Annotated in this window: 18 protein-coding genes; 2 read left to right on the top strand and 16 right to left on the bottom strand. The window is 64.5% G+C overall.

Annotated features, from left to right (window positions below; genetic code table 11):
• Positions 1-23 precede the first annotated feature (23 nt).
• The 14 genes from U5A67_RS22095 to coq7 form a co-directional block, all read right to left on the bottom strand.
• The gene (locus U5A67_RS22095) at positions 24-779 is read right to left on the bottom strand and encodes a cell division protein FtsQ/DivIB (RefSeq protein ID WP_205983440.1); all 756 of its coding nucleotides are present in this window, start codon (positions 777-779) and stop codon (positions 24-26) included.
• An 84-nt stretch (positions 780-863) separates the two neighbouring features.
• A complete protein-coding gene (locus U5A67_RS22090; protein ID WP_321816190.1) occupies positions 864-1,817 on the bottom strand; it encodes a D-alanine--D-alanine ligase in 954 nt (317 codons plus the stop codon).
• Between the two features lie 5 nt (positions 1,818-1,822).
• On the bottom strand, positions 1,823-3,217 hold the full coding sequence (murC, locus tag U5A67_RS22085) for a UDP-N-acetylmuramate--L-alanine ligase (RefSeq protein WP_321816189.1): 1,395 nt from the start codon (positions 3,215-3,217) through the stop codon (positions 1,823-1,825).
• Complete coding sequence (gene murG, locus U5A67_RS22080; RefSeq protein ID WP_205983443.1) at positions 3,214-4,332, bottom strand: undecaprenyldiphospho-muramoylpentapeptide beta-N-acetylglucosaminyltransferase; 1,119 nt, start codon at positions 4,330-4,332, stop codon at positions 3,214-3,216. Before murG ends, murC begins: the two co-directional genes overlap by 4 nt.
• Positions 4,329-5,609, bottom strand: coding sequence for a putative lipid II flippase FtsW (ftsW, locus tag U5A67_RS22075; RefSeq protein ID WP_321816188.1), 1,281 nt, complete (start codon positions 5,607-5,609; stop codon positions 4,329-4,331). The genes murG and ftsW overlap by 4 nt, the downstream gene beginning before the upstream one ends.
• The gene (gene murD, locus U5A67_RS22070) at positions 5,606-7,126 is read right to left on the bottom strand and encodes a UDP-N-acetylmuramoyl-L-alanine--D-glutamate ligase (RefSeq protein ID WP_321816187.1); all 1,521 of its coding nucleotides are present in this window, start codon (positions 7,124-7,126) and stop codon (positions 5,606-5,608) included. Before murD ends, ftsW begins: the two co-directional genes overlap by 4 nt.
• Positions 7,127-7,177: 51 nt before the next feature.
• Positions 7,178-8,347, bottom strand: a complete 1,170-nt coding sequence (mraY, locus tag U5A67_RS22065; RefSeq protein WP_205983446.1) for a phospho-N-acetylmuramoyl-pentapeptide-transferase — start codon at positions 8,345-8,347, stop codon at positions 7,178-7,180.
• Between the two features lie 20 nt (positions 8,348-8,367).
• On the bottom strand, positions 8,368-9,780 hold the full coding sequence (locus U5A67_RS22060) for a UDP-N-acetylmuramoyl-tripeptide--D-alanyl-D-alanine ligase (protein ID WP_321816186.1): 1,413 nt from the start codon (positions 9,778-9,780) through the stop codon (positions 8,368-8,370).
• Entirely contained in the window at positions 9,777-11,342 is a 1,566-nt protein-coding gene (locus U5A67_RS22055) for a UDP-N-acetylmuramoyl-L-alanyl-D-glutamate--2,6-diaminopimelate ligase (RefSeq protein WP_321816185.1), read from the bottom strand. The genes U5A67_RS22060 and U5A67_RS22055 overlap by 4 nt, the downstream gene beginning before the upstream one ends.
• Positions 11,339-13,231, bottom strand: coding sequence for a penicillin-binding protein 2 (locus U5A67_RS22050; protein ID WP_321816184.1), 1,893 nt, complete (start codon positions 13,229-13,231; stop codon positions 11,339-11,341). The genes U5A67_RS22055 and U5A67_RS22050 overlap by 4 nt, the downstream gene beginning before the upstream one ends.
• The gene (gene ftsL / locus U5A67_RS22045) at positions 13,228-13,590 is read right to left on the bottom strand and encodes a cell division protein FtsL (RefSeq protein WP_205983450.1); all 363 of its coding nucleotides are present in this window, start codon (positions 13,588-13,590) and stop codon (positions 13,228-13,230) included. The genes U5A67_RS22050 and ftsL overlap by 4 nt, the downstream gene beginning before the upstream one ends.
• Positions 13,587-14,528: a 16S rRNA (cytosine(1402)-N(4))-methyltransferase RsmH gene (gene rsmH, locus U5A67_RS22040; protein ID WP_205983451.1), complete on the bottom strand. Its 942-nt coding sequence runs from the start codon at positions 14,526-14,528 to the stop codon at positions 13,587-13,589. Before rsmH ends, ftsL begins: the two co-directional genes overlap by 4 nt.
• 31 nt (positions 14,529-14,559) lie before the next feature.
• Positions 14,560-14,988, bottom strand: coding sequence for a division/cell wall cluster transcriptional repressor MraZ (mraZ, locus tag U5A67_RS22035; protein ID WP_027818006.1), 429 nt, complete (start codon positions 14,986-14,988; stop codon positions 14,560-14,562).
• Positions 14,989-15,402: 414 nt separating this feature from the next.
• Positions 15,403-16,095: a 2-polyprenyl-3-methyl-6-methoxy-1,4-benzoquinone monooxygenase gene (gene coq7, locus U5A67_RS22030; RefSeq protein ID WP_321816183.1), complete on the bottom strand. Its 693-nt coding sequence runs from the start codon at positions 16,093-16,095 to the stop codon at positions 15,403-15,405.
• A 326-nt stretch (positions 16,096-16,421) separates the two neighbouring features.
• On the opposite strand from coq7, the gene U5A67_RS22025 reads away from it, so the two are divergent.
• Positions 16,422-17,597: a porin gene (locus U5A67_RS22025; RefSeq protein ID WP_205983454.1), complete on the top strand. Its 1,176-nt coding sequence runs from the start codon at positions 16,422-16,424 to the stop codon at positions 17,595-17,597.
• A gap of 148 nt (positions 17,598-17,745) precedes the next feature.
• Here the strand turns inward: U5A67_RS22025 and U5A67_RS22020 are convergent, their stop codons facing one another.
• Positions 17,746-19,422: a long-chain fatty acid--CoA ligase gene (locus U5A67_RS22020; protein WP_321816182.1), complete on the bottom strand. Its 1,677-nt coding sequence runs from the start codon at positions 19,420-19,422 to the stop codon at positions 17,746-17,748.
• 148 nt (positions 19,423-19,570) lie between these two features.
• A complete protein-coding gene (locus tag U5A67_RS22015) occupies positions 19,571-21,649 on the bottom strand; it encodes a molybdopterin oxidoreductase family protein (RefSeq protein WP_321816181.1) in 2,079 nt (692 codons plus the stop codon).
• Between the two features lie 188 nt (positions 21,650-21,837).
• On the opposite strand from U5A67_RS22015, the gene U5A67_RS22010 reads away from it, so the two are divergent.
• Positions 21,838-23,031: a M20 aminoacylase family protein gene (locus U5A67_RS22010; RefSeq protein ID WP_321816180.1), complete on the top strand. Its 1,194-nt coding sequence runs from the start codon at positions 21,838-21,840 to the stop codon at positions 23,029-23,031.
• The last annotated feature ends 89 nt before the right edge of the window (positions 23,032-23,120 follow it).

Raw genomic sequence — 23,120 nt, 5'->3', positions numbered from 1 at the left:
TGCTCGTTGCGTGTGATGTGCTGTTACTTCTTGCCCGGGCCGGGCGTATCGCTAATGAAGCGCATGCCCGCCGCCCGAATCGCAAAACCGTTCGGATAGCGCAGATCCGCATATTCGATGTCTTTCCCCCAACGTTGCGTGAGCGCCGACCACGCGGCGATGAGGCGATGCGAGCGTTCCGCGAGCGTATCCGCGTTGCGCTCGCGGCCAAGTTCCACCTGCATGCCGTTCGAGAGTTTCACCGTCCACGCGTAGCGCGGCGTGAGCGTCACTTCGTCCGGCTCCAGACCGAGCGGCGCGAACCACTTCACGAAGTCGCGATAACGCGCGACCACTTCGGGCGCCGTGCCGTCCGGGCCATCGAACGCGGGCAGATCGTCGTCGAGCTCGCCCTGGTTCGCCGTGAACAGCTCGCCGTCGGTGCTGACCAGCTGATCGCTGCCCCACGTGCCGAGCGGCTTGTACTCTTCGAGCGACACCGCCAGCGCATTCGGCCAGACGCGGCGCACGCTCGCATGGCGCACCCACGGCATCTGCTCGAACGCGGCGCGCGCCGTATCGAGATCGACGGTGAAGAAGTTGCCCTTCAGACGGCCGACCACACTCGCGCGGACGGTCGGCGCGTTGATGTGCTCGGTATCGCCTTCGATGCGGATCTCGCGCAGCGCGAAATTCGGGCGCTGCACGAGCCAGTAGCAGCCGGCCACCAGAAGCGCGAGCACGAGCAGCACGTGCAACACGTTGGCGGCGAGGTTGAGCTGGCGTACGTTATTCCACATGTCGGGTTCGTCGATTCAATCTTTACGGCGAGTCGTCTTACGGTTCGGTCGGTTTCTGCTGCAGTTGCGACTTCAGTTGCGGCTTCAGTCCTTCAGCGTGAGCGCAAGCACGCGCACCACGAGATCGCGATACTCGATGCCCACCGCACGCGCAGCCTTCGGCGGCAGCGAGTGATCGGTCATGCCAGGCGCCGTATTCACTTCCAGGAAGTACGGATTGCCCGCGCCGTCCATCATGAAATCGGCGCGGCCCCAGTCGGTGCAGCCGAGCACGTCGAACGCGCGGCGCGCCAGCTTCTTCAGTTCGGCTTCCTTCTCCGGCGCGACACCGCAGGGAATCAGATACTGCGTCGTGTCGAGGATGTACTTCGCGTCGTAGTCGTAGAACTCGCCCGCCGGCACGATCTTGATGATCGGCAGATCGAGGTCGCCCGCTACGCAAGCCGTGTATTCGCCGCCGCCTTCGATGCTCTTTTCCGCCAGCACGATCTTGTCGTGCTTCGCGGCTTCTTCGAGCGCCGGCACGAGTTCGGCTTCGGTCTTGACCTTGATGACGGCCACGCTCGAACCTTCGCTCGCGGGCTTCACGAAGATCGGCAGACCGAGCTTCGCGATGATGCCAGGCGCCGCGGCAGCGAAATCGTCGCCGCGCAGCACGGCCACGAACGGCGGCGTCGGAATGCCCAGTTGCTGCCACACCAGCTTGCTGCGGAATTTGTCGAGACCGAGCGCCGAACCGAGCACGCCCGTGCCCGTGTAACGGATGCCGTAAAAGTCGAGCGCGCCCTGGATCTGGCCGTTCTCGCCATAGCCGCCATGCAGCGCGTTGAACGCGCGCACGAAGCCTTCGTCCTTGAGCGCCGACAGCGGCCGCTCGGACGGATCGAACGCATGTGCGTCGATGCCCGCGCTTTGCAGCGCCTGCAGAACGAGCGAGCCGGACTTGAGCGAGACCGCGCGCTCGGCGGACACACCGCCCAGCAGGACCGCTACCTTGCCAAACTGCTTCGGATCGAATTTCGGATCGATGCTGCTCATGTCACTCACGCCTTCTGTTCCTGTTGCGAGATCCGGCCCGGCACACCGCCGATCGAACCCGCGCCCATCGTAATCACCACATCGCCGTCGCGGACCACCGCGGCCAGCGCGTCCGGCATCTCATCCACTGTCTCGATAAACACCGGCTCGACCTTGCCCGCCACGCGAATTGCGCGCGCAAGAGCTCGGCCGTCCGCCGCGACGATCGGCGCTTCGCCGGCCGAGTACACATCGGTCAGCACGAGCGCATCGGTCGTCGACAGCACGCGCACGAAATCTTCGAAGCAGTCGCGCGTGCGCGTGTAACGGTGCGGCTGGAACGCCAGCACGAGACGGCGGCCCGGGAATGCACCGCGCGCGGCGGCGATCGTCGCCGCCATTTCGACCGGATGATGACCGTAATCGTCGATCAACGTGTAAGTGCCGCCGCCGTTGACCGGAATTTCACCGTAACGCTGGAATCGACGGCCCACGCCGTTGAATTCGGCCAGCGCGCGCTGGATATCCTCGTCCTTCACTTCGAGTTCGGTCGCGATCGCGATCGCTGCGAGCGCGTTCTGTACGTTGTGATCGCCCGGCAGGTTCAGCACGATATCGAGCGCCGGTGCATCTTCGCGCATCACTGTGAAATACATTTTTCCGTCGCGTGCGACGACGTTCACGGCGCGCACCTGCGCGTCGGGCGCGAAGCCGTAACGGATGATCGGCTTCGACACGAACGGCAGGATTTCCTTCACGTTCGGATCGTCGACGCACAGCACCGCGATGCCATAGAACGGCAGACGATGCGTGAATTCGATGAACGCCTGCTTCAGGCGCGCAAAATCGTGCCCGTAGGTGTCCATGTGATCGGCGTCGATGTTCGTGATGACTTCGATCACCGGGAAGAGATTCAGGAACGAGGCGTCCGATTCGTCGGCTTCCGCGACGATGAAGTCGCCCGTGCCCAGACGCGCGTTCGCGCCCGCGCTGATCAGACGCCCGCCGATCACGAAGGTCGGATCGAGCCCGCCCGCCGCCAGCACGCTCGCCACCAGCGACGTGGTGGTGGTCTTGCCGTGCGTACCCGCGATGGCGATGCCCTGCTTCAGACGCATCAGTTCCGCGAGCATCACGGCGCGCGGCACGATGGGAATACGGCGATGGCGCGCGGCCAGCACTTCGGGGTTGTCGCTGCGCACGGCCGTGGACACGACCACGGCGTTCGCGCCTTCGATGTTCTCTTCGGCATGGCCGATCGCGATGCGCGCGCCGAGCGCGGCGAGGCGGTCGGTGACCGCGTTCTTCGCGAGGTCCGAGCCGCTCACGTGATAACCGAGATTGACGAGCACTTCGGCGATGCCGCTCATGCCCGCGCCGCCGATGCCGACGAAATGGATATGTTTGACGATGTGTTTCATTGCTTTCCTCCCGCTGCTACGCCTGCCACGGCCGCGCAGATGCGCGCGACCTGATCGGCGGCGTCGGGTTTTGCGAGCGCGCGAGCGCGCTCTGCCATTTCTGCCAGCGATTGCCGGGTTTGTTGCTTGAGCCAGTCGGCGAGCGTCTCGGCCGACAGCTCGCGTTGCTGCACCACGCGCGCCGCGCCCTCTTGCGCGAGGAACGCCGCGTTGGTGGTCTGGTGGTCGTCCACGGCGTAGGGAAACGGCACGAACAGCGCCGCCACGCCCACGGCCGCGACTTCGGCCACCGTCATCGCGCCCGAGCGGCAGATCACCAGATCTGCGTTTTCGTAGGCGCTCGCCATATCGTCGATGAAGGGCACGAGTTGGGCCGCTTCACCAGCGCCTTCTCCCTGCCCGATACCGGCGTCGAGATAGTTCTGACGCAAGGCGTCGATATGCTTCGCGCCCGCCTGATGCACCACCAGCGGACGCTCGCCCGGCGCCAGCATCGACAGCGCGCGCGGCACGACTTCATTGAGCGCCGCGGCGCCCAGGCTGCCGCCGACGACCAGCACGCGCAACGGACCGCTGCGCTGCGCGTAGCGATCCTTCGGCTGGACGACGTGTTCGAGTTCGGCACGGATCGGGTTGCCGGTCCACTCGCCATGCGGCAGCGCGCCCGGGAACGCCACGAGCACGCGCTTCGCGAGTTTCGCGAGCACCTTGTTCGCCAGACCCGCGATCGAATTCTGTTCGTGCAGCACCAGCGGGCGACCCGAGATCGCGCTCATCACACCGGCCGGGAACGTGATGTAGCCGCCCATGCCGAGCACCACATCGGGCTTCACGCGGCGCAGCGCCGCAAGACTTTGCGTGCACGCGCGAAGGAGGTTAACGGGCAGCATCAGCTTGGTCTTGAGGCCTTTGCCGCGAACACCGCCAAAACGCACATATTCCATCGCGATGCCGTGTTTCGGCACCAGCGTCGCTTCCATGCCCGCAGGATTGCCGAGCCACACCACGCGCCAGCCCCACTCCTGCATGCGATGCGCGACCGCGAGGCCCGGGAACACGTGTCCCCCGGTGCCGCCGGCCATCACCATCAGCGTGCGCGGTTGCTGGGCGCTCATACCTTGCCCCCGCGCATCAAAACCCGGTTCTCGTAATCGACTCTCAACAGCAGGGCCACCGCAATACAGTTCAGCAAAATGCCCGAACCGCCGTAGCTCACGAGCGGCAGCGTCAGGCCCTTGGTCGGCAACAGGCCGAGGTTCACGCCCATGTTGATGAAGGCCTGCGCGCCGAACCACACGCCCAGCCCCTTCGCAACGAGACCCGCAAAAGTGCGGTCGAGCGCGAGCGCCTGACGGCCGATCTCGAACGAGCGGCGCACGATCCAGTAGAACAGCAGGATCACGATCATCACGCCGACAAAACCCAGTTCCTCGCCGATCACGGCCAGGATGAAGTCGGTGTGCGCTTCGGGCAGATAGTTGAGCTTTTCGACGCTGCCGCCCAGGCCCACGCCAAACCACTCGCCGCGCCCGAAGGCGATCAGCGAGTGCGTAAGCTGATAAGCCTTGCCCTGCGCGTAGCGGTCGTCCCACGGATCGAGGTACGCGAAGATCCGCTCGCGACGCCACGGCGACGCCCACACCAGCAGCGTGAAAGTGCCCACGGCCGTGGCCACGAGACCGCCGAACAGCTTGCCGTTCACGCCGCCGAGGAACAGCACGCCCATCGCGATCGCGGCGATCACCATGAACGCGCCCATATCGGGTTCGAGCAGCAGCAGCGCACCCACCACGCCCACCGCAAACGCCATCGGCAGGAAGCCCTTGGCGAAGCTGTGCATGTATTCCTGCTTGCGCACCGTGTAGTTCGCCGCGTAGATCGTCACGGCGAGCTTCATGATTTCCGACGGCTGCATATTCGTGATGCCAAGCGGAATCCAGCGCCGTGCGCCGTTCACGCCCTTGCCGATGTGCGGAATCAGCACGACCACCAGCATCGCCAATGCGATCAGGAAAATCTTCGGCGCGTAGCGCTCCCACACCGAAACCGGGATGCGGAACGCCACCAGCGCGGCGACCGCGGCCACCACGAGCGACACCAGATGGCGCGCGAGAAACGCCCAGTCGCGGTACGCCGCGTACTTGGGCGAATCGGGCATGGCGATCGAGGCCGAATAGACCATCACCACGCCCAGGCCCAGCAAGGCGATCACCGCCCACAACAGCGAGTAGTCGTAGTCGAGCATGCGCGAGCGCGCCGGACGCACGCCGTTGACCGCGCTCGAAATGCCGCCCGCACGTGCGCTGGACGAACCCAGCGAAGTGCTGTGATCGGCAGACCCGCCGCTCGCTTCGCGCGACAGGCGCGCGCCGAATCGTTCGGACCAGCTCATATCGTCGTCCCCCGTTCTGCGGCGATGGCTTGCACCGTGTCGCTGAACACGGCGGCGCGGTGGGCGTAGCCCTTGAACATGTCGAAGCTCGCGCAGGCCGGCGAAAGCAGCACGACGTCGCCGGGTTCGGCGAGCGCGGTGGCCGCGCGCGTGGCTTCTTCAAGCGTGGCGTGATCGGCGAGCGTGATGCCGGTGCTTTCCAGCGCGGCGCGAATCTTCGGTGCGTCGCGGCCGATCAGCATGACCGCGCGGCACCAGCGCGCCACCGGCGCGGCCAGCGGATCGAAGTCCTGGCCCTTGCCGTCGCCGCCCGCGATCAGCACCGCGCGCTGCGCGAGGCCGTCGAGCGCGGCAACCGTAGCGCCGACATTGGTGCCCTTGCTGTCGTCCACGAAATCGATGCCTTCGATCGATGCGATCAGTTCGACGCGATGCGGCTCGCCGCGATATTCGCGCAGGCCGTGCAGCAGCGCGGCGGGCGCGAGATCGATTGCGCGTGCGAGCGCGAACGCGGCCAGCGCGTTGGCGGCGTTGTGCAGGCCGCGAATGCGCAGCGCGTCTACCGGCATCAGACGCTTCATGGCGAGGTTCACCGGCGCGGCGTCGAGTTGCTTGCGGCGGCGCGCGGACACCGGCTCGTCGATGACGTCGCGGTCGTGCGCCTGCACCAGCCACTGCATACCGTTGTCGCGCGAGAGGCCGAAGTCGCCGTCACGTTGCGGCTCGTTCACGCCGAAGGTCACGACACGCGCATCGCCACTGTCCTGCACGCGCGCGAGCGACATCACGCGCGCGTCGTCGCGGTTGAGCACGCGCACGGTCTGCGCGCCGAAGATGCGCCCCTTGGCGGCCGCGTAGGCGTCGAGCCCGCCGTGCCAGTCGAGGTGATCCTGGGTGATGTTGAGCACCGTCGCCGCGTCGGGCGCGAAGCTGTGCGCCGTTTCCAGCTGGAAGCTCGACAGTTCGAGCACCCAGACGTCGGGCAGCGCGGTGTTGTCGATCGCTTCGGCGAGCTTGTCGAGCATCGCCGGGCTGATGTTGCCGGCCACCGCCACGGTCTTGCCCGCGCGCTCGCAGAGCTTGCCGGTCAGGCTCGTGGTGGTGGTCTTGCCGTTGGTGCCGGTGATCGCCAGCACCTTCGGCGCGTAGCCGCTTTCGCCCAGATGGCGCAGCGCCTGCGCGAACAGTTCGAGTTCGCCCCAGACTTCGATGCCCTGCTCGCGCGCGGCAGCGATCAGCGGCACGAGGTCGTCGGCCAGCGGCGACAGACCCGGGCTGATCGCAACGATCTCGACGCCTTCGAGCAGCGCCGTCGAAAACGCGCCGCCGATGAAGTTCGCGGGATCGATGCCGTGCGTGGCGAGTTCGGCGAGGCCCGGCGGCGTCGCGCGCGTGTCGGCGATGCGCAGGCGGCAACCTTGCCGCGCGCACCAACGCGCCATCGCGAGACCCGATTCGCCGAGTCCCAGCACGAGCACCATCGGCTTTTGCCGATCCCGAAACTTCTCGCCAAACATCGCTTGCTTTCCTAAGTGGGCAGAACTACGTGAGCAAAATGGAAACGTCGATCAACGCAGCTTCAGCGTCGACAGACCGATCAGGCACAGCATCAGCGTGATGACCCAGAAACGCACGACCACCTGCGTTTCCTTCCAGCCCGACAGTTCGAAATGGTGATGCAGCGGCGCCATCTTGAAGATGCGGCGCCCTTCGCCATAACGTTTTTTCGTGTACTTGAACCAGGTCACCTGCAGCATCACGGACAGTGTTTCCGCGACGAAAATGCCGCCCATGATGAAGAGCACGATTTCCTGACGCACGATCACGGCGATGGTGCCCAGCGCGCCGCCGAGCGCCAGCGCGCCCACGTCGCCCATGAACACCTGCGCGGGATAGGTGTTGAACCAGAGGAACGCCAGGCCCGCCCCGCCCATCGCCGAGCAGAAGATCAGCAGTTCGCCCGCGCCGGGAATGTGCGGGAACAGCAGGTATTTCGAGTAGACCGAGCTGCCCATCACGTAGGCGAACACGCCCAGCGACGCGCCCACCAGCACGACCGGCATGATCACGAGACCGTCGAGGCCGTCGGTGAGGTTGACCGCGTTGCTTGCGCCGACGATCACGAAGTACGTGAGCGCGATAAAGCCCCACACGCCCAGCGGATAAGTCATCGACTTGAGGAACGGCAGCAAGAGGTCGGCGCGCGCGGGCAGACCCATCGACAGACCGCTGCGCACCCACGCCATGAAGAGGTCGAACACGCGCACGTTATTCGCCTCGGACACGCTGAAGGCGAGATACACCGCCGCGAACAGGCCGATCACCGACTGCCAGAAATACTTCTCGCGCGAAGACATGCCGCGCGGGTCCTTGTAGACCACCTTGCGATAGTCGTCGACCCAGCCGATCGCGCCGAAGCCGAACGTGACCAGCATCACGATCCAGATGAAGCGGTTCGAGAGATCGCCCCACAGCAGCGTCGCGACGGCGATGCCGAGCAGGATCAGCACGCCGCCCATGGTGGGCGTGCCGGACTTCACGAGGTGAGTCTGCGGGCCGTCCGTACGCACGGCCTGGCCGACCTTCATTTCGGTGAGCTTGCGAATGACCCAGGGCCCGAGAAAGAGCCCGATCGCCATCGAGGTGATGGTGGCCATCACCGCACGGAACGTCAGATAACTGAACACGCGCAAGAAGCTTGCGTCATTCTGCAGCCATTGCGCCAGCGCCAGTAGCATTGCTTGTATTCCTTCGAATTTCAGTGCGCGCCGGACGCTGCGTCCGGTGCGGTGGGTTGCGGGTTCGTGATGGCGGCTACGACGCGCTCCATCTGCATGAAGCGCGAGCCTTTCACGAGGATCGTTGCGCCGGAACCGTAACCGGCGCCGGCGAGTGCGCGAACCAGCTCGCTGACATCGGCGGCGTGCAGCGCATTGGCGCCGAATGCCGTCGAGATGTCGCGGGCGGCCGCGCCGAGCGTGTACAGCGCGTCGATACCGCGCTCCTGCGCGTAGGCGCCCACCTCGCGGTGGAACGCCGGGCCGTTGTCGCCGACTTCGCCCATGTCGCCCAGCACCAGCACGCGCGGCGAGTCATGCGTCGCCAGCACGTCGATGGCCGCGCGCACGGAATCGGGGTTCGCGTTGTAGGTGTCATCGATCACCTTCGCGCCCGCAAGTTCCGCAAGTGCTGCACCTTTGACCTGCAAACGGCCTTTCACGGGCTCGAATGCTTCGAGGCCGCGACGGATCGCATCGAGCGACACGCCGGAAGCCAGCGCCGCCGCCGTAGCGGCGAGCGCGTTGTGCGCGTTGTGTGCGCCCAGCACCTTCAGTTCGACTTCGAGATGACCGTCGGGCGTGGCGACCGCGAGACGCGCGCCGCTGAGCTTGCCCGTCACGGCGGCGTCGACTGCGCGTTCATCGGTGTGCAGCGCGAAGTCGAGAATCTGCGAGCCGGTCGCGGCCACGCGCCAGATTCCGGCGTAGGCATCGTCGGCGGGAAACACGGCCGTGCCTTCGGGCTTGAGCGCGTGAATCACGCTCGCGTGTTCGAGCGCGACCGCTTCCACCGTCGCCATGAATTCCTGGTGCTCGCGCTGCGCGTTGTTCACCACGGCGACCGTGGGCTCGGCGAACTTCGCGAGCAAATCCGTTTCGCCCGGATGGTTCATGCCGAGTTCGACCACCGCGATCTGATGCGCCGCGTTCAGGCGCAGCAGCGTAAGCGGCACGCCGATGTCGTTGTTCAGATTGCCCGCCGTCGCCAGACGCGCGTCTTCGCCGACCGCCGCCGCGAAGATCGACGCGATCATTTCCTTGACCGTGGTCTTGCCGTTGCTGCCCGTCACGGCGACGAGCGGCATCGCAAAACGGCGACGCCAGCCGAGCGCGAGCGCGCCCAGCGCCGCGCGCGAGTCGTCCACGCGCAGTGCGGGAACGCGCCAGTCGCCGGGGCTGCGCGAGACCAGCGCCGCGCTCACGTGACGGGCCGCCACGTCGGGCAGGAAGTCGTGCGCGTCGAAACGGTCGCCCTTGAGCGCGACGAACAGATCGCCGGGGCCGGTCGTGCGGCTATCGGTGGAGATGCGCTCGAAGGTCGTGTTCTCGTCGCCGAGTACGCTCGCGCCGGGAATCAGCGCTGCCGCTTCGCGCAGGGAAAGCATTGTCATTCACCGCCTCCGCGCCCATGCCGATCGGACGTCGGGCGGGCTGCGAGGGCAAGGCGCGCGTGATCCTGATCGGAGAACGCGCGCTTCTTGCCCATGATTTCCTGGGTTGCCTCGTGCCCCTTGCCGGCCAGCACGATGACGTCTTCCTTGGCCGCGCCGCGCACCGCCTGCAGGATCGCGCTCGCGCGGTCCTCGATACGGCGCGCCTTCGCGGGTTCGCGCATGCCGCCGACGACCTGATCGATGATCGCGGCCGGCGCTTCGCTGCGCGGGTTGTCGCTCGTCACGACGGTTTGATCGGCCAGACGCTCGGCGATGGCGCCCATCAGCGGACGCTTGGTGGCGTCGCGGTCGCCGCCGCAGCCGAACATGCAGATCAGCCGGCCGCCGCGTGCCGCCGCAATCGGGCGCAGCGCTTCGAGCGTCTTTTCGAGCGCGTCGGGCGTGTGCGCGTAGTCGATCACGACGAGCGGTTCGTCCTGATCGATACGGCCACCCAGACGCTCCATGCGGCCGTTCACCGGCTGCAGTTTCGCGATTTCGTTGAGCGCGGCGAGCAGCGGCACATTCGCCGCCAGCAACGCGCCGAGCACGCCCAGCAGGTTGCTCACGTTGAACAGGCCGAGCGTCTGCACTTCGATATTCGCTTCGCCCCAGTCCGACGTTTCCAGATGGAACGCGGTGCCCGTGGCGGTCGCGCGCACGTCTTTCGCGCGCAGCCAGGCGTCGGCGACGGGCGCATCGGCGGCAGGCGTTTCGACGCCGTAGGCAATCGTTCGCGTCGTGCCGCGCGTGGCAGCGATCAGGCGACGACCGGCGGCATCGTCGGCGTTGATGACGGCGGCGCGCAGGCCCGGCCACGCAAACAGACGCGCCTTCGCGGCCTCGTAGGCTTCGAAGGTGCGGTGATAGTCGAGGTGATCCTGCGTGAGATTCGTGAAGATCGCGACATCGAACGACGTGCCGTTCACGCGGCCCTGATGCAGCGCGTGCGACGACACTTCCATCGCCACCGCCTGCGCGCCCTGCTGACGCAGCTGCGCGAGCGAGCGTTGCAGTTGCGGCGCGTCGGGCGTCGTGAAACCGGTGTGCACGAGCTGGCCGACAAAGCCGCTGCCCAGCGTGCCGACGATCGCGCACTTCTGGCCGATGGCCGTGAGCGCCGATGCAATCCACTGGCTGCACGAGGTCTTGCCGTTGGTGCCGGTTACGCCGACCACGAGCATCGCATCGCTGGCGTCGCCGTACCAGCCGCTGGCAATTTCGCCCGCGAGGATGTCGAGTTGCGCAACCGCCAGCGCGTTTTGCGCCTGCGCGACGTCGAACGCGCCGGTATAGCCTTCCGGCTGATACAGCACCGCTGCCGCGCCGCGCGCGAGTGCGTTTTCGATATGCAAGCGGTTATCCGCGCCTTCGACCGCGTAGGCGAGGAACACATCGCCGGGCTGGAGCGAACGGGTGTCGGCGTGCAAATTGACTGCGGGCGCAATGCGCGCGCGCAGCCACGCGAGCGCGTCCGCGATCTGCCGGTGCGCGGGATGCTGGGTGCGCGTGGCGCTCATCGGACGACTCCGGGTCGGGTTTTGGCGTTATCGGCGACAGTCATGTGATGCGCGCCGGACGGGCTCTTCGCGTTGCCTGCGTTGGCGCTCGCGACGCGCTTTGCGGGCGCGGACGGCGCATTCGCAACCGCCGTGGACGAAGCGCTGTCGTCGGACACGACGAGCTGCTTGACCGGCATATCGGGCGGCACGTTGAGCGAGCGCAGCGTATCGCCGACGATGCTCGAGAACACCGGACCCGACACCGCGCCACCAAAGTGGCTGCCTGCAGTCGGTTCGTCCACCGTAACCGCGACAACGATGCGCGGGTTCGGCATCGGCGCCATGCCGACGAACGACGCGCGGTACTTCGAGTGGTCGTAGCCGTGCGGGCCGTGCTTGTACGCCGTGCCGGACTTGCCGCCCACGCGGTAGCCAGGCACCGCCGCGTCAGGCGACGTGCCCTGCTTCGACACCACGCTTTCGAGCATCGTGCGTACTTCGCGCGCGGTCGTGGGCGCGAACACCTGGGTGCCGACCACGGGTTGATCGTCGCCGGGATGGCGGAAGATCGAGACGGGCAGAATCTGGCCGTCGTGGGCGATGGCCGTGTACGCGCGCGCGAGCTGGAACAGCGACACCGACAGGCCGTAGCCGTACGACATCGTCGCCTGCTCGATACGACGCCAGCTTTTCCACGGACGCAGACGCCCAGGCGCCGCGCCGGGGAACCCGACCTTCGGCGCTTGTCCGAGACCGATGCTGGTGTACATGTTCCACATTTCTTCGGGCCGGAGCGTCATCGCGATCTTGGTCGCGCCGATGTTCGACGACTTCTGGATCACGCCGCCCACCGTCAGCACGCCGAAGCCTGCATCGTCGGTGATGGTCGCGCCGTCGAGCGTGAACTTGCCGCCCCCCGTATCCACCAGTGTAGTCGGCGAGACGCGGTGCAAATCCAGGGCCAGCGACACCGTGAACGGCTTCATGATCGAGCCCGGCTCGAACACGTCGGTCAGAATGCGGTTGCGCAGCTGCTCGCCCGTGAGGTGCGAGCGGTCGTTCGGGTTATACGTGGGGTAATTGACGAGCGCGAGCACTTCGCCCGTACGCACGTCCACCACCATCGCGGCGCCCGCCTTGGCCTTGAACTTTTCGACCGCCGCCTTCAGGTTCGAATACGCGATGTATTGAATCTTGCTGTCGATCGACAGTTCGACGTCCTTGCCATCGTGCGGCACGACGGTTTCATCCACATCCTCGATGATGTGGCCCATGCGGTCCTTGATGACGTGGCGAATGCCCGGCACGCCCGCGAGAATCTTCTGGTCCGAGAGCTCGACGCCTTCCTGCCCTTCGTCTTCCACATTGGTGAAGCCGATCAGGTGGGCCGTGACATCGCCTTCCGGATAGAAACGTTTGTATTCGTTGCGCTGATAGATGCCCGGAATGTCGAGCGCCGTGATCTGCTGCGCGATGTCGAGCGGCACCTGACGCTTCACGTAGACAAAGGTTTTGTCTTCCGAGAGCTTGGCGCGCAGGTCCTTGGTGGACATGTCGAGCAGCTTGCCGAGCTGGTTGAGCTTGTCGGCGCCGAGATCGTCGGGCACGGCTTCGGGAATCGCCCAGATCGCGCGCACGGGCAGACTCGTCGCGAGCACGAGGCCGTTACGGTCGAGAATCTTGCCGCGCGTGGCGGGCAGTTCGATGGTGCGCTGATAGCGGCTTTCGCCCTGCTTCTGATAGAAGGCGTTGCCCGGTCCCTGAATCCAGAACGCACGTGCGGCCAGCGCCACGAACGCCATGAACAGCATGAAGACGACGAGCTTCGAGCGCCACATCGGCAGGCGCACGGAGAGAATCGGGTTGGCGCTGAAGGCGACGCTCTTGCGGCTGTTGCCCTTTTTCATCGCGCGCCTCCGCGGCGGCCGTTCGTGCTGGCCGGTGCCGACGCCATGACCGGCGCGGAAACAGGCACAGGCGCGTCCACTGCGGTGGCCGCGCCCGGTGCGAGCGTCAGGTATTGCGTGCGTCCGGTCGTCACGGGCTGCATCTTGAGCGAATCGGTAGCGAGCTGTTCCACGCGCGATGTGCGTGACAGCGCGCTCTGCTGATATTGAAGCTGCGCGTAGTCCTGCTGGAGCTGACGCTCCTGCGACTGCGCGCGTTGCAACTGGATGAAGATCTGCCGCTGCTGATTGGTGGCGTTGACGACTGACAACGCGCAGCCCATAACGACGATCAGCAGGAAGATGTTCAGGCGATTCATGGCGTGATGCGCTCCGCAATGCGCATCACGGCCGAACGGGCGCGCGGATTCGCCGCGACTTCTTCGTCGCTTGCGAATACGCGCCCGAGCAGCTTCAGGGGCGGGCTGGGCAGATCCACAGCGCGAATCGGCAAACGGCGATCGATCGCCGGCGCCGTGGCGTTAGCCTGCATGAACCGCTTCACGATACGGTCTTCCAGCGAATGAAAGCTGATGACCACGAGCCGCCCCCCCTGTTCCAGCGACGACAAAGCTGCTTCTAGAACGACCTGCAGCTCCGCAAGCTCTTGATTGACGTGAATCCGTATAGCTTGAAAGGTGCGGGTTGCCGGGTCCTTACCCTTCTCACGGGTTTTGACGGCGTTAGCCACGATTTGGGCAAGCTCGCCCGTGCTGTCGAGAGGCCCGAGACGGTCGGACTCTGCCCGGCGAGCAACAAGCGCCTTTGCAATCTGAAAAGCAAACCGTTCTTCCCCATAATCTCGAATCACCTCCGTCAGTTCCTGCAACGTGGCCCGCGCGAGCCAGTCGGCAGCGGACTCGCCGCGCGTCGGGTCCATCCGCATGTCGAGCGGACCATTGGCGCGGAAACTGAAACCGCGCTCCGGGTCGTCGATTTGCGGCGACGACACGCCCAGGTCCAGCAGCACACCCGACACACGCCCTACCCCGCGCTCCGCCAGAGCGTCGCGCAGTGAAGCAAAACTTTCGTGCACGATCGAGAACCGTGCGTCGCCCACCTGTCCGGCAGTGGCGATCGCCAGCGGGTCCTTATCGAACGCAATCAGCCGGCCGCCTTGAGCGAGCCGGCCGAGCACGGCGCGGCTGTGGCCGCCCCGCCCGAACGTGCCGTCCACATAGACGCCGTCCGCGCGCGTAACGAGCGCATCGACCGCTTCATCCAGCAGCACCGTGCGATGCTGCAATCCTTGTCCCATCGCAGATGCCATAGCGTTTTTTTACCCGCGATCAGAACGTGAAATTCTTCAAGGCGTCGGGCATGCCCTGAGCCATCGCCGCCTGTTCCTTGGCGGCGTAGGTCTGTGCATCCCACAACTCAAAATGACTACCCATGCCGAGCAGCATGACTTCCTTTTCCATACCAGCCGCAAGACGTAATTCAGGTGAGACGAGCACGCGGCCCGCACTGTCGAGATCGACGTCGGACGCGTTGCCAAGAAAGATGCGGCGCCACCAGTGCGCATCCATCGGCAAGGCCGCAACCTTCGCGCGGAAGACTTCCCATTCGGGGCGCGGAAATAGCAACAGGCAGCCGTCCGGGTGCTTGGTGATCGTCACCCGGCCTTCTGCCTGTTGTTGCAGCGCGTCCCGATAGCGCGACGGAATCGACATCCGTCCTTTCGCATCGAGTGTCAGCGCCGACGCCCCCTGGAACAATTTGCTCCCCCCCCCACGCGGCGCTGTTCGCCGCCCGTCTAAATCTCAGGAAATTTACCCGAATACATCTCTCAAATCACACAAAAATACACTTTCTCACACTGTCTCCCACTTTAGAGGAAGGCCTTTCGAGGGTCAAGGTGGGGGGCACGATTTTTGACGAAATTTATCCGATAGAACAAGGACTTAGCGGCACCCGTTCAAGTCGACGTTAAAACCAAAAATCGTTATGAATGAATGAGCTAACGCAGGTTATGAAGGTGATACGTGAAAAGCGCGGGTAAAACCGCGATGGTGCGGGGACTTGGCGGGGATTAAACCGGACGACTGAAAGCTCTGAAAGGCGCTTTCAGTGACATGGAGAAAGCGGACCGGCGAAGCATACCGGTCCGCATGAACATCTCAAAGTACGGCTTAAATATAGTAAGCCGTGCGCGTCATGACCTTCGATGCAGTGCGCATGAGCGAGCGCAACGGCAAGGGCAATTCGATACCGCCCAGATCCGTTGCCGACTTCGCGTGGGCGATTTCGTCGGTACGCATCTGCTCGACGATCGCGCGCGATTCGAGGTCGGCGGGCGGCAGCGCATCGAGGTGGCTGTCGAGGTGATGCTCGACCTGGCGCTCGGTTTCGGCCATGAAGCCCAGGCTCACCTTGTCGCCCAGACGTCCTGCTGCCAGACCGATCGCAAGCGCGCCGGCGTACCAGAGCGGATTGAGCAGACTGGGACGCGAATCGAGCGCTTCGAGGCGGCGCGCGGTCCAGGCGAGATGGTCTTCTTCCTCGCGCGCGGCCTGCTCGAATGCCGCCTTGAGCGTGGGCGAACGGGTCGCGAGTTTCTGCGCCTGATAAAGCGCCTGCGCGCACACTTCGCCAACGTGATTCACACGCATGAGGCCGGCGGCATGCGTGCGTTCGGCGGGCGTCAACTCGCCGGGCATCGACGCCGCGACAGCGCCGCCCGTGGCCACCGCGGCCTCGGCGGTCGCGAACTGCGCGGCCGTGGCGTCGGGAGAAGGTTGCGGCATGGGACGCGACATGCGCGACACACCCGTGATCGAGCGCAAGCCTCGATCGAATTCGGTAATCAAATCGTCAAACGTCATCCAACCTCCCTCCGGAACCACGGCAAAACAGACCATCAAAAGAGCGGCTCAAACACCGACCGACCGGCCGTTCAAAGTCGCTACAGGAACACTGGCAGGCCCGTCAATCAGGGGCAGCGCCGATATCCAGGCGCATATTCTAGACCATGTTGTGTAAACGAAACAGGTACTTACGTGCGCCAGGCTTTTCCTTTGTCCCCCCTAACCCTTTTGGTTACATTACGTCTCAACTTCTCGCGAAGTTAGACATCAGGGCCACCGCAAGACAAATAAACAGGCCTTGTTAAAAAGACGCATAAAAGCAGTCAAACACTGGAGATCCATCAATGAAGAAGTCGCTTCTCGCGCTCGCCGCGCTGGGTGCGTTCGCGGGCGTCGCCCACGCTCAGAGCAGCGTCACGCTGTACGGCATCATCGACGAAGGTTTCAACATCAACACCAATGCAGGTGGCAAGCACCTGTACAACCTGTCGAGCGGCGTCCTGCAAGGCAGCCGTTGGGGCCTGCGCGGTGCGGAAGACCTGGGCGGCGGCCTCAAGGCGATCTTCGTGCTCGAAAGCGGCTTTGACGTGAACAACGGCAAGTCTGGCCAGGGCGGTCTCCTGTTCGGTCGTCAGGCTTATGTGGGCCTGAACAGCGCGCAATTCGGCTCGGTCACGCTGGGTCGCCAGTACGACTCCGTGGTCGACTACGTTGGTCCGCTCGAAGCCGGCGACCAGTGGGGCGGCTACATCGCTGCTCACCCGGGCGATATCGACAACTTCAACAACGCGTACCGTACGAACAACACGGTCAAGTTCACCAGCGCCAACTACGCTGGCCTGACCTTCGGCGGCACGTACAGCTTCGGCAACACGGCTGGCGACTTCTCGCACAACCAGATCTGGTCGCTGGGCGCAGGCTACAACAACGGCCCGCTGTCCCTCGGTGTCGGTTACCTGAATGCACGCACGCCGGCAGCATCGGGCGGCCTGTTCAACAACGGTGGTACGGCCGCAGCGGCTAACGCAGCCGTGACGTCGTCGGTCTACTCGGGCTTCGCGTCGGCCAATACGTACCAGGTGATCGGTGCGGGCGGCGCCTACACGTTCGGCGCAGCCACGTTCGGTATCACGTACTCGAACATCCGCTTCGCGAACCTCGGCTCGACCTACGCGCTCGCCGCCTACAAGGGCCAGTCGGCAACGTTCAACAACGCCGAACTCAACTTCAAGTATCAGCTGACCCCGGCTCTGCTGGTCGGCGCAGCCTACGACTACACGCGCGGCGTGTCGATCAACGGCGGCTCGCGCGCCCAGTATCACCAGGGCGCAGTGGGCGTGGACTACTTCCTGTCCAAGCGCACCGACATCTACGTGACGGGCGTGTACCAGCACGCACTGGGCGACACGATCAACGCCGCTGGCGAGACCGTTGCAGCCACGGCAAATATCAACAACCTGACCGCTTCGTCGAGCCAGAACCAGTTCACGGCGCGCGTCGGCATCCGTCACAAGTTCTAAGAAAAACAGCCGTTTCAGTCTCAAGGGCGCCTTCGGGCGCCCTTTTTCTTTGCGCCGTGGTGTGCGTGCCTCATTCAGGCGCGGCGCAAAAAAGAAAGGCCCGCCCTTGCGGGCAGGCCTGTTTCGCTTGTCGCGTCAGACTGTGCGCTTATGCGCGGCTCTCGCGCAGTTCGCGCCGCAAGATCTTGCCGACATTGCTCTTCGGCAGATCGTTACGGAATTCGATCAGCTTCGGGCGCTTGTAGCCAGTGAGCTGCGTCTTGCAGTATTCGAACACATCCTTGTCGGTGAGCGCCGGGTCTTTCCTGACGATGTAGAGCTTCACCGCCTCGCCCGAATGCTGGTCGGGCACCCCCACCGCGGCCACTTCGAACACGCCGGGCAGCTTGGCGACCACGTCCTCGACTTCGTTCGGATAAACGTTGAAACCCGAGACCAGAATCATGTCCTTCTTGCGATCCACGAGCTTCACGTAACCGCGCGTGTTCATCACGCCGACATCGCCCGATTTGAAGAAGCCATCGGCGGTCATGACCTTCGCCGTTTCTTCCGGACGCTGCCAGTAACCCGCCATCACCTGCGGACCGCGAATGCAGATCTCACCCGCTTCGCCGATCGGCAGTTCGTTGCCGCTATCGTCGCGAATCGAAATCTCGGTGGACGGCAGCGGCAGGCCGATCGTGCCCGTGTATTCGGTCGCCGTGGTCGGGTTGCAGGTCACGCTCGGCGAGGTCTCGGAAAGGCCGTAGCCTTCGACGATCGGCGTCTGCGTGCGCTCGTACCAGCGCTTCGCCACGGCTTCCTGCACCGCCATGCCGCCGCCGTTGGCGACCAGCAGATGCGAGAAGTCGAGCTTGTCGAAATCCGGGTGATTGAGGATCGCGTTGTAGAGCGTGTTGACGGCCGGGAACGTCGTGATCGAGTAACCGTGCAGTTCCTTGATCATGCCGGCGATATCGCGCGGATTCGGAATCAGCACCGCGAGGCCGCCCGTGCGCATCGTCAGCAGACCGCAGACCGTGAGCGCAAACACGTGATAAAGCGGCAAGGCCGCGACCGTCACCGGCTGCGTGCCGGCCGGCAGACGCGCCAGCGCAGGCTCGGTCCAGGCCGCCGATTGCAGCACGTTGGCGATGAGATTGCGATGCAGCAGCGTCGCGCCCTTCGACACGCCGGTCGTGCCGCCCGTGTACTGGAGGAAGGCGACATCGTCGGGCGTCTGCTCGACGGGCTTGAAGCTCGTGCGGGCGCCAGCGGCGACTGCATCGTTGAATCGCACGTGACCCGGCAGGCTCCACTCGGGCACCATCTTCTTCACGTTGCGCACGACGAAGTTGACGATGAAACCCTTCGCTGCGCCCAGCAAATCGCCCATCGACGCGACGACCACATGCTTCACGCGCGTCTGCGCGATCACGGCTTGCAGCGTGTTGGCGAAGTTTTCCAGGATGATGATCGCTTCGGCGCCGCTGTCCTTGAGCTGATGCTCGAGTTCGCGCGGCGTATAGAGCGGATTCACGTTCACGACCACGTAGCCCGCGCGCAGGATCGCAGCCAGCGCGACCGGATACTGCAGCACGTTCGGCATCATCACGGCGATGCGCGCACCGCGCTCGATGCCGCGCGACTGGAACCACGCGGCGAGGCGCTTCGAAAGTTCGTCGAGCTGACCGTAAGTGATGGCCTTGCCCATACAGGCGAAAGCGGGCTTCGACCGGTTCGCGCTGAAACTCTCGGTGAGCAGCGCCGTGATGGACGCGTATTGGCTCGCGTCGATTTCCGCGGGAACGCCAGGCGGGTACGATTTCAGCCAGACTTTTTCCATGCGGCGTCTCCTCCTCAGGTATTTTCGAATGGTCGTGCTAAAACGCCGATCGTAGCATGCGCTCTGCGCTTTTCTTGCCGCGAATCAGCGAGTTAGAAAGGCCCCTCGAAATGCGCAGGGGCCGCTTTTTGCGTGCTGGATTAGGGGTTTACGTGCGTTCGACTTCGACGAGGCAATCGTAGAAAGTCGCCGATCCGCCGAGGTCGGTGAGGGCCTGGCTCGTCACTTCGTTGGCGTTGCGGCCGTCCGGCGCGAGCTTTTTCCACCAGATCGACAGACCCACGACGAGGCCTTCGCGCGCACGTTCGGAAACGCGCGCACGCGCGCTCATCGAGCCGCGATCGTTGAAGATGCGTACCTGGTCGCCATCGGCGATATTGCGGGTCGCGGCATCGGCGGGATTGAGATCGACGTGCGGCTCGCCTTCGGTCGCGCGCAGGCTTTCGACGTTCACGAAGGTGCTGTTGAGGAAGTTGCGCGCGGGCGGCGAGATCATCGCGAGCGGATAACGCGCGGCGAGTTCGGGCGCGTGATCGGCCGATTCATACGGCGGCAGATAGTCCGGCAGCGGGTCCATGCCGGCCTGCGCGAGCGCTTCGCTGTAGAACTCGCACTTGCCCGTGGGCGTGCGAAAGCCGCCGTTGGCGAACGGCGCGTCGGCGATATCGAGCTTGATCCACGCATTCTCCTTGAGCGTCGACCAGCCGGCGCCGTTGAACGCCGGGTCGCTCCAGTCGAAGGCGCTCGCCGCCACTTCTTCGTCGCTGTCGAACAGCGCCGGTTCGGTGAGCTGCATCGCGCGGGCGATCGAGCGGAAGATTTCCGTGTTCGGACGCGCTTCGCCAACCGGCGCGATGGCGGGCAGATTCGCCATCACGTGCGTGTGGCCGTAGGACTTGTGGACGTCCAGATGCTCGAGTTGCGTCGTGGCAGGCAGCAGCAGATCGGCGTAATCGGCGGTATCGGTCTGGAACTGCTCCAGCACGATCGTGAAGAGATCCTCGCGCGCGAAGCCCGCCGCGACCTTGGCCGAATCCGGCGCAACCGCAACCGGGTTCGAGTTGTAGACGACGACCGCTTCGATCTTCGGACCGAACTGCGCGTCGCCCGCGTGCGTGAGCGCATCGCCGATCTGGTTCATGTTGACGACGCGCGGCTGATGCTTAGGCCAGCCAGGGATCAGATCGGGACGCTGCAGCGCGTTCGCATCGACCGGCGCCCAACCCGACGACGACAGCAGCACGCCGCCCGCACGATCGCGCCATGCGCCCGTCAGCGCGGGCAGGCAGGCAATCGCGCGCACGGCGTTGCCGCCGCCGCGCACGCGCTGCAAACCGTAGTTCATGCGAATCGCCGCCTTGCGCGTGGACGCGTAGAGACGCGCGAGCTCGATGATGGTCTGTTCGTCGATACCGCAGATCTGCGCCACGCGCGCAGGCGTGTAAGTCAGCGCACGCGCCTTCAGTTGCTCGTAGCCGTGCGTGTAGGCCGCGATGTAGTCGTGATCGAGGCGGTCTTCGGTGATCAGCACGTGCATCATGCCGAGCGCGAGCGCGCCGTCGGTGCCGGGCTTCGGCGCGATGTGCTGATGGCATTTTTCGGCCGTGAGCGAGCGATACGGATCGATGGCGATCAGCTTCGCGCCATTGCGCTTGGCTTCCTGCGCACGCGTCCAGAAATGCAGATTCGAGGCGATCGGATTCGCGCCCCAGATCAGGATCACTTCGCTTTCGGCGAAATGCTCGGTGAGCATGCCGAGGCCCGCGCCATAGGTGTAACGCAGGCCCGCTGCGCCCGCCGCCGCACAGATCGTGCGATCGAGACGCGAGGCGCCGAGCTTGTGGAAGAAGCGCTGAGCGATGCTGTCGCCCTGCACGAGCCCCATCGTGCCCGCATAGCTATACGGCAGGATCGCTTCGGGCGCGCGCTGCGCAATTTCGCCCAGACGCGTGGCGGCGATTTCGCAAGCTTCGTCCCAGCTGATCGGCTCGAAACGCCCTTCTCCCTTGCGGCCGACGCGCTTCATCGGCTGCGTCAGGCGCTTCGGATGGTGCACGCGTTCGGCGTAACGGGTGACCTTCGTGCAGAGCACGCCTTGGGTCGGCGGATGCTCGGGGTCGCCGCTCACCTTGATCGCCCGGCCGTTTTCGACGGTGACGCGCATGGCGCAGGTGTCGGGGCAGTCATGGGGACAGACTGCGCGGGCAAATTCAGCTCGGGCGTTCATGGATGTGTGTCGCAAGGGGCTATCGATGGCGTGATTTTATTATGTCCGGCGCGCTGCGCCGCCGCCCGTCCAGGTGCTTGCCTCGAAAAAAAGGCTTGGGCGTAAAATGACTCGATCACGCCCGCCATCATCGAAGGACGGGCGCTCACATTCCTAGCTCGTAATCCGAGCTTTGCCACGAGTCAGCCATGAAACTGATCCCGGAAATCCAGGCCGCCCAGGGCGAAATCCAGGGCCTACGACGAACGATCCACGCTCACCCCGAACTGCGTTACGAAGAGACCCGCACCGCCGAACTTGTTGCGACTACGCTCGCCGGATGGGGCATCGAGGTGCATCGGGGCCTGGGCAAAACGGGCGTTGTGGGCGTGCTCAAACGCGGCAACGGCACTCGTTCGATCGGTTTGCGCGCCGATATGGATGCGCTGCCGATTCAGGAACTGAACACCTTCGATCATCGCTCGCACAACGACGGCAAGATGCACGCGTGCGGTCACGATGGCCATACGGCAATGCTGCTGGGCGCTGCGCAGTATCTTGCGCAACACGGGCAGTTCGACGGCACCATCGTCTTCATTTTCCAGCCGGCGGAGGAAGGCGGCGCAGGCGCGAGAGCGATGATCGAAGAGGGTTTGTTCGAGCGTTTTCCTGTCGATGCGGTGTTCGGCATTCATAACTGGCCGGGGATGCCGGCCGGTTTCTTCGGCGTGACCGAAGGGCCGATCATGGCGTCGAGCAATGAATTTCGTATCGATATCAGCGGCGTGGGCTCGCACGCCGCGCTGCCGCATAACGGGCGCGATCCGGTATTTACGGCGGTGCAGATCGCGAATGGTCTGCAGGGAATCATCACGCGCAACAAGAAGCCGCTCGATACCGCGGTGCTGTCGATCACACAGATTCACGCGGGCGATGCCGTGAATGTCGTGCCGAACACCGCATGGCTGGCCGGTACGGTGCGCACTTTCACGACGGAAACGCTCGATCTGATTGAGGCGCGTCTACGCAAGATCGCCGAGAGCACGGCTGAAGCGTATGAATGTGCCGTCGAGGTGAGTTTCCTGCGCAATTATCCGCCGACGGTGAATAGCAGCGCGGAAACGCAGTTTGCTGCGGAAGTGATGCGGGAAGTCGTGGGCGCCGATCACGTCGATGACCACGTCGAGCCGACCATGGGCGCCGAGGATTTTTCGTTCATGTTGCTGGAAAAGCCCGGCTGCTATGCGTTTCTTGGTAACGGCGACGGTGGACATCGCGACGCCGGTCATGGCGCCGGTCCGTGCATGCTGCACAACGCCAGTTATGACTTCAACGATCAGCTGCTGCCGGTGGGTTCGTCGTACTGGGTGCAACTGGCGACGAAGTTTCTCGCGCAAAAGTGAGTTTTTGCGGCGTTTGAATGCAAAAAGCCGTCCCTGTGGGACGGCTTTTTTGTGCGGGCTTAGGTGCCTGCACCTGCATGCTTTTTCCA

The organism is Paraburkholderia sp. J69-1 (assembly GCF_905220255.1).
Classification (GTDB): Bacteria; Pseudomonadota; Gammaproteobacteria; order Burkholderiales; family Burkholderiaceae; genus Paraburkholderia.
Note: the sequence above shows the minus strand (reverse complement) of the source record. Positions and strands in the feature narration are given on the sequence as shown.